The organism is Brevundimonas sp. GW456-12-10-14-LB3 (genome assembly GCF_059424365.1).
On the sequence record NZ_JBWKZJ010000071.1, the window covers coordinates 1 to 4,159 of the forward strand.

Below are 4,159 nucleotides of genomic sequence, written 5' to 3' on the forward strand. Positions count from 1 at the left end.
CTTGGGCGCCGCCTTTTCGCGTGCGGGGGCGCGCGGCTTTTTGGCAGCGACGGCAGGCGGGGGCGCGGCGGGGGCGCGCAGCGAGCGGCCCCAGTGCAGGGCGTCGATGAAGTCCATGGCGCGCAGGCCGATGGCGAAGCCCGTCAGCCACAGGCCGCCGCCCAGGAACAGCAATCCGGCGATGATCCGCCCGCCGGGAATCCTCAGGGCGGCCAGGCCCTGGGCGGTCAGGCCGGTCAGGGCGTCGCCCCACAGACCGCCCAGGCCGGCGGCTAAGGGCCAGGCGGCGGGCGCGGCCAGGGCCGCGAGGGCCCCGGACAACAGCAGGGTTCCGGCCGTGGCCGACAGGGCCTTGATCGGGCTGGGTTTCAGACGTTGCTGGATGGCGTCGCCGATGGCGCGGGCCAGGCCGAAGGCGATCACCAGCAGGGCGGCGGGCCAGGCGGCCAGACCCAGGGACTGCATGAACAGGTCCGCAAACAGGGCGCCGTTCGCCCCCAGCCAGTTGGTGGTCGGCAGGCTGGAGGCGGCGTTCAGACTGGCGTCGGCCGGATTCCAGGAGATCAGGGCGATCAGCAGCAGGGTCGCCAGCAGGGCCTGAAGCACACCCCGGAAACGCACGACAAAGGGCGCCTCCCAAAGGATACGGGCGCTGATCCAGGCCTGGCGGCCGACGGCGAGGGCGGTGGACATGAAAGGCGAGACCTTCCGGGCGGCTGACGTTCGACCCGCCTTGTCGCATCCCCAGGGTTAAGGGCTCATTTACCAGGCGCCGGAGACAAACCGTCCTCTGGACCTTTTGAGCGTGCGGCGCGACAAGCCTGCCATGGCAGAGACCGAACGCTACGACATCATCATCGCCGGCGCGGGCCTGGCCGGGGCAAGTTTCGCCCTGGCGGCGGCGCAGGGCGGGCTGAAGGTGGTGCTGGTCGATCCGCAGCCGTTCAGCGCCCAGCTGGCGCCCAGCTTCGACGGGCGTTCGACCGCGATCGCCTTTTCGACCTTCCGGATGTTGGACGCCCTGGGCCTGGGCGAAACCCTGCGGCCGCACGCGTGCCGGATGGATCACATTCTCGTCACGGACGGCCGTCGGCCGGGCGCGGCCAGCCGGGCGGCGTCGCCGGCCTTCCTGCGCTTCGACGCCGAGGAGATCGGCGGGCGGACCGGGGGCGAGCCCCTGGGCTATATGGTCGAGAACCGGCGGATCCGGGCGGCACTGGCCGAGGCGGTGACGGCGGCGGGCATCGAGGTGCGGGCGCCGGCTTCGGTCGTCTCGGTCGAGCGGGATGCTGGCAAGGCGACCGTGACCCTGGCCGACGGCTCGATCCTGACCGCCGCCCTGGTGGTGGGAGCCGAGGGCCGGGGCTCGATCGTGCGCCGCGCCGCCGGGATCGAGACGGTCGGCTGGGCCTATGGCCAGAGCGGGGTGGTGGCCACGGTCCGGCTGGGCCGCGACCACGGCAATGTCGCCCACGAATATTTCCTGCCCAGCGGCCCCTTCGCCATCCTTCCCCTGACCGATCAGCGGGCCAGCCTGGTGTGGACCGAGACGACCCGGCGGGCCGAGGCCCTGCGCGACGCCTCGGACGAGGCCTTCCAGTCGCATCTGATGCGGCGGTTCGGGGCCTTTCTGGACGGGGTCTCAGTCGAGGGGCCGCGCTTCGTCTATCCGCTGTCGCTCAGCCTCGCCGAAAAACTGGTCGCGCCGCGTCTCGCCCTGATCGGCGACGCCGCCCACGGAGTGCATCCGGTGGCGGGCCAGGGTCTGAACATGGGGCTGAAGGACGCCGCCGCCTTAGCCGAGGTTCTTGCCGAGGCCGCGCGACTGGGCGAGGATCTGGGGGCCGAGACGGTTCTGGAGCGTTACGCCCGCTGGCGCCGGTTCGACAACGCCGCCCTGGCGGCAGGTTTCGACGCCTTCGTGCGGCTGTTCTCCAACGACATCGGCCCGGTCCGGCTGATGCGGGATCTGGGCATGGCGGCGGTGAACCGGATCGGGCCGCTGCGCCGGGCCTTCATGCAGGAGGCGGGCGGGGCGACCGGCGACCTGCCGCGGCTGCTGCGCGGCGAACCGGTCTAGTTCAACCGCATTCGAACGCGCTCGAAGGTCGTAGATCGACGCGCTTCTTCGACGCCGTCCAGGCCGCGAGCCCGCGACAGGGCCTCCAGTGAACCGGTCAGCGCGCCCTGTTTCTCGCGGGCGGCGGCGACGTCCAGCCAGGGCCGGTGGTCTTCCGGGTCCAGCAGGGCCCGGCGCAGGGCCGAGCGTTCGGCCGCCTCATAGTCGTGGCTGCGGATGGCGCGGCTGAACAGCAGGTTCTGCAGCCGGATCAAGGCCTGACGATCGCTGACCGGGGCCATCAACAGGTCCAGCCGGTCGGCGACGTGCGGCGTCAGACCGGCCCGAAGCGCCCGCCGGGTCAGTTCGCTGGGCAGGACCAGCCGACCCTGGCTGAAGGGATCGAGCGCCACCGGACCCTCGGCCGTCTCGACCCGGACCAGGAAATGGCCGGGGAAGTCCACCCCCGCCGCCTTCAGCCCCGCCGCACGGGCGGCGTGGAGATAGAAGACCGCCAGGGCGGCGGATAGGCCGCGGCGGCGCTCGGCCACCTCGATCAGATCCGTGTTGGCGGGATGGTCGTAATGGAGCAGGTCGCCGTTCAGACGCAGGTCGGCGGCCATGGTTTCCGACAGGGCCTCGTCCGGGCTTTCGCCCCCGACCCGCTCCTTCAGCCTTTCGCAGGCGCTGCGGGCCAGGGTGCGGACGGGTTGGGGGTCACGGAAGGGATGATCGTGGATGGCGCAGGCGATCGCCGCCTCCAGCAGGGGGAAGCCCTCGTCGCCGCCCTCACCGGCCGACGTCAGGATGGCCTCGGCTTCTTCCCGGGTCATGCGATCCCTTCAGTTCCCGCGCCTCTGAACGCCGCGAAGATGACGCGGAAATCGACTGGGAGCCAGCGCCACCATATCAATTCTCAGTTCAAGTGGTTGCAGGGCCGGGCGGTTGCGGCGGACGGCCTCGCCCGCCGCAACCAGCCGATCGTGCTGAGTGGGCTTCAGCGCCAGGACGGCGAGGTCGAGCCGGGAGCGGCGCTTGACCTCCACCACGGCCAGGATTCGGCCGCGACGGGCCAGCAGGTCGATCTCGCCGGAGCGGGTCTTCAGCCGAAACCCCAGAATCTGATAGCCCTTCAGCATCAGCCAGAGGGCGGCGATCCATTCCGCCGCATGGCCGGCCTTGAAGGCGGCGCCCCCCTTGGCCTGACGCCAGGCCGCCTTCGGACGTCGCTCTGGCGTCGGGCGTGGCAGGCGGGGGCTCACTTGCCCTGAAGCTCCAGGGCGCGGCGGTACAGGGTCTTGCGGTTCAGGCCCAGGGCGCGGGCGACTTCTGAGGCGGCTTCTCCGGTCGAAAGCCGGGTCAGGGCGTCGGTCAGGGCCGCGTCGGCGTCGGCCTGGGTCGCCTCCTCCGCCTCGCCGGGGCCGATGACCACGACGATCTCCCCCTTGGGCGCATCCAGTCGGGGATCGACCGCCAGTTCGTCCAGCGATCCCCGCACGCATTCTTCGTACAGCTTGGTCAATTCACGCGCCACGGCGGCCGGGCGAGGGCCGAGAACGGCCGCCATGTCGGTCAGGCTGTCGCGCAGGCGCGGCCCGCTTTCGAAGAAGACCAGGGTCTGGCGCTGGCCTTTCAGCCCTTCCAGGGCGGCGGTCCGCCCGGCGGTCTTGGGCGGCAGGAAGCCGGCGAACAGGACGCGGTCAGCGGGCAGGCCGGCGATGCACAGGGCGGCCAGCAGGCTGGACGGGCCGGGAATGGGGTGGACCGGCAGGCCCTCGGCGATGACGGCGCGGGCGACGACGAAGCCGGGATCGGACACCAGGGGCGTGCCGGCGTCGGAGACCAAGGCCACCACCTCGCCGCTCCGGAGGCGCTCGATCGCCTGTTCGGCCGCACGACCGGAAGCGTGGTCGTCGCAGCGTTCCAGCTTCGCCTTCAGTCCGTAGGCGGACAGGAGTTTGGCGGTGACGCGGGTGTCCTCGGCCAGGACCAGGTCGGCGGCGGCCAACACGTCCAGCGCCCTGAGCGTCATGTCGCGCAGGTTCCCGATCGGCGTCGCCACCAGATAGAGACCCGGCTCCACCCGCCGGGGCGGGGGGG

The 4,159-nt window shown here is 71.6% G+C and carries 5 protein-coding genes; 1 reads left to right on the forward strand and 4 read right to left on the reverse strand.

Going from position 1 to position 4,159, the window contains the following annotated elements; translation table 11 throughout:
• On the reverse strand, positions 1-693 hold a 693-nt coding region (locus AC07XS_RS15680), incomplete at its 3' end, for a DNA translocase FtsK 4TM domain-containing protein (RefSeq protein ID WP_182715182.1).
• 133 nt (positions 694-826) lie between these two features.
• Between AC07XS_RS15680 and AC07XS_RS15685 the strand changes: the two genes are divergently transcribed.
• The gene (locus AC07XS_RS15685; RefSeq protein ID WP_182715183.1) at positions 827-2,080 is read left to right on the forward strand and encodes a UbiH/UbiF/VisC/COQ6 family ubiquinone biosynthesis hydroxylase; all 1,254 of its coding nucleotides are present in this window, start codon (positions 827-829) and stop codon (positions 2,078-2,080) included.
• Here AC07XS_RS15685 and AC07XS_RS15690 read toward each other — a convergent pair.
• The 3 genes from AC07XS_RS15690 to rsmI all read right to left on the reverse strand — a co-directional run.
• Positions 2,077-2,892, reverse strand: a complete 816-nt coding sequence (locus AC07XS_RS15690) for a SirB1 family protein (protein WP_182715184.1) — start codon at positions 2,890-2,892, stop codon at positions 2,077-2,079. The genes AC07XS_RS15685 and AC07XS_RS15690 overlap by 4 nt on opposite strands.
• A 9-nt stretch (positions 2,893-2,901) precedes the next feature.
• Entirely contained in the window at positions 2,902-3,321 is a 420-nt protein-coding gene (locus AC07XS_RS15695) for a YraN family protein (RefSeq protein WP_007390284.1), read from the reverse strand.
• Positions 3,318-4,159, reverse strand: an 842-nt coding sequence (gene rsmI / locus AC07XS_RS15700; RefSeq protein WP_321208189.1) for a 16S rRNA (cytidine(1402)-2'-O)-methyltransferase, incomplete at its 5' end; no start/stop codon positions are given. The genes rsmI and AC07XS_RS15695, both read right to left, overlap by 4 nt.

Bases quoted from the DNA above. Each gene is read 5' to 3' on its own strand.
- AC07XS_RS15690 (WP_182715184.1), bottom strand. From the start codon at position 2,892: ATGACCCGGGAAGAAGCCGAGGCCATCCTGACGTCGGCCGGTGAGGGC.
- AC07XS_RS15685 (WP_182715183.1), top strand. From the start codon at position 827: ATGGCAGAGACCGAACGCTACGACATCATCATCGCCGGCGCGGGCCTG.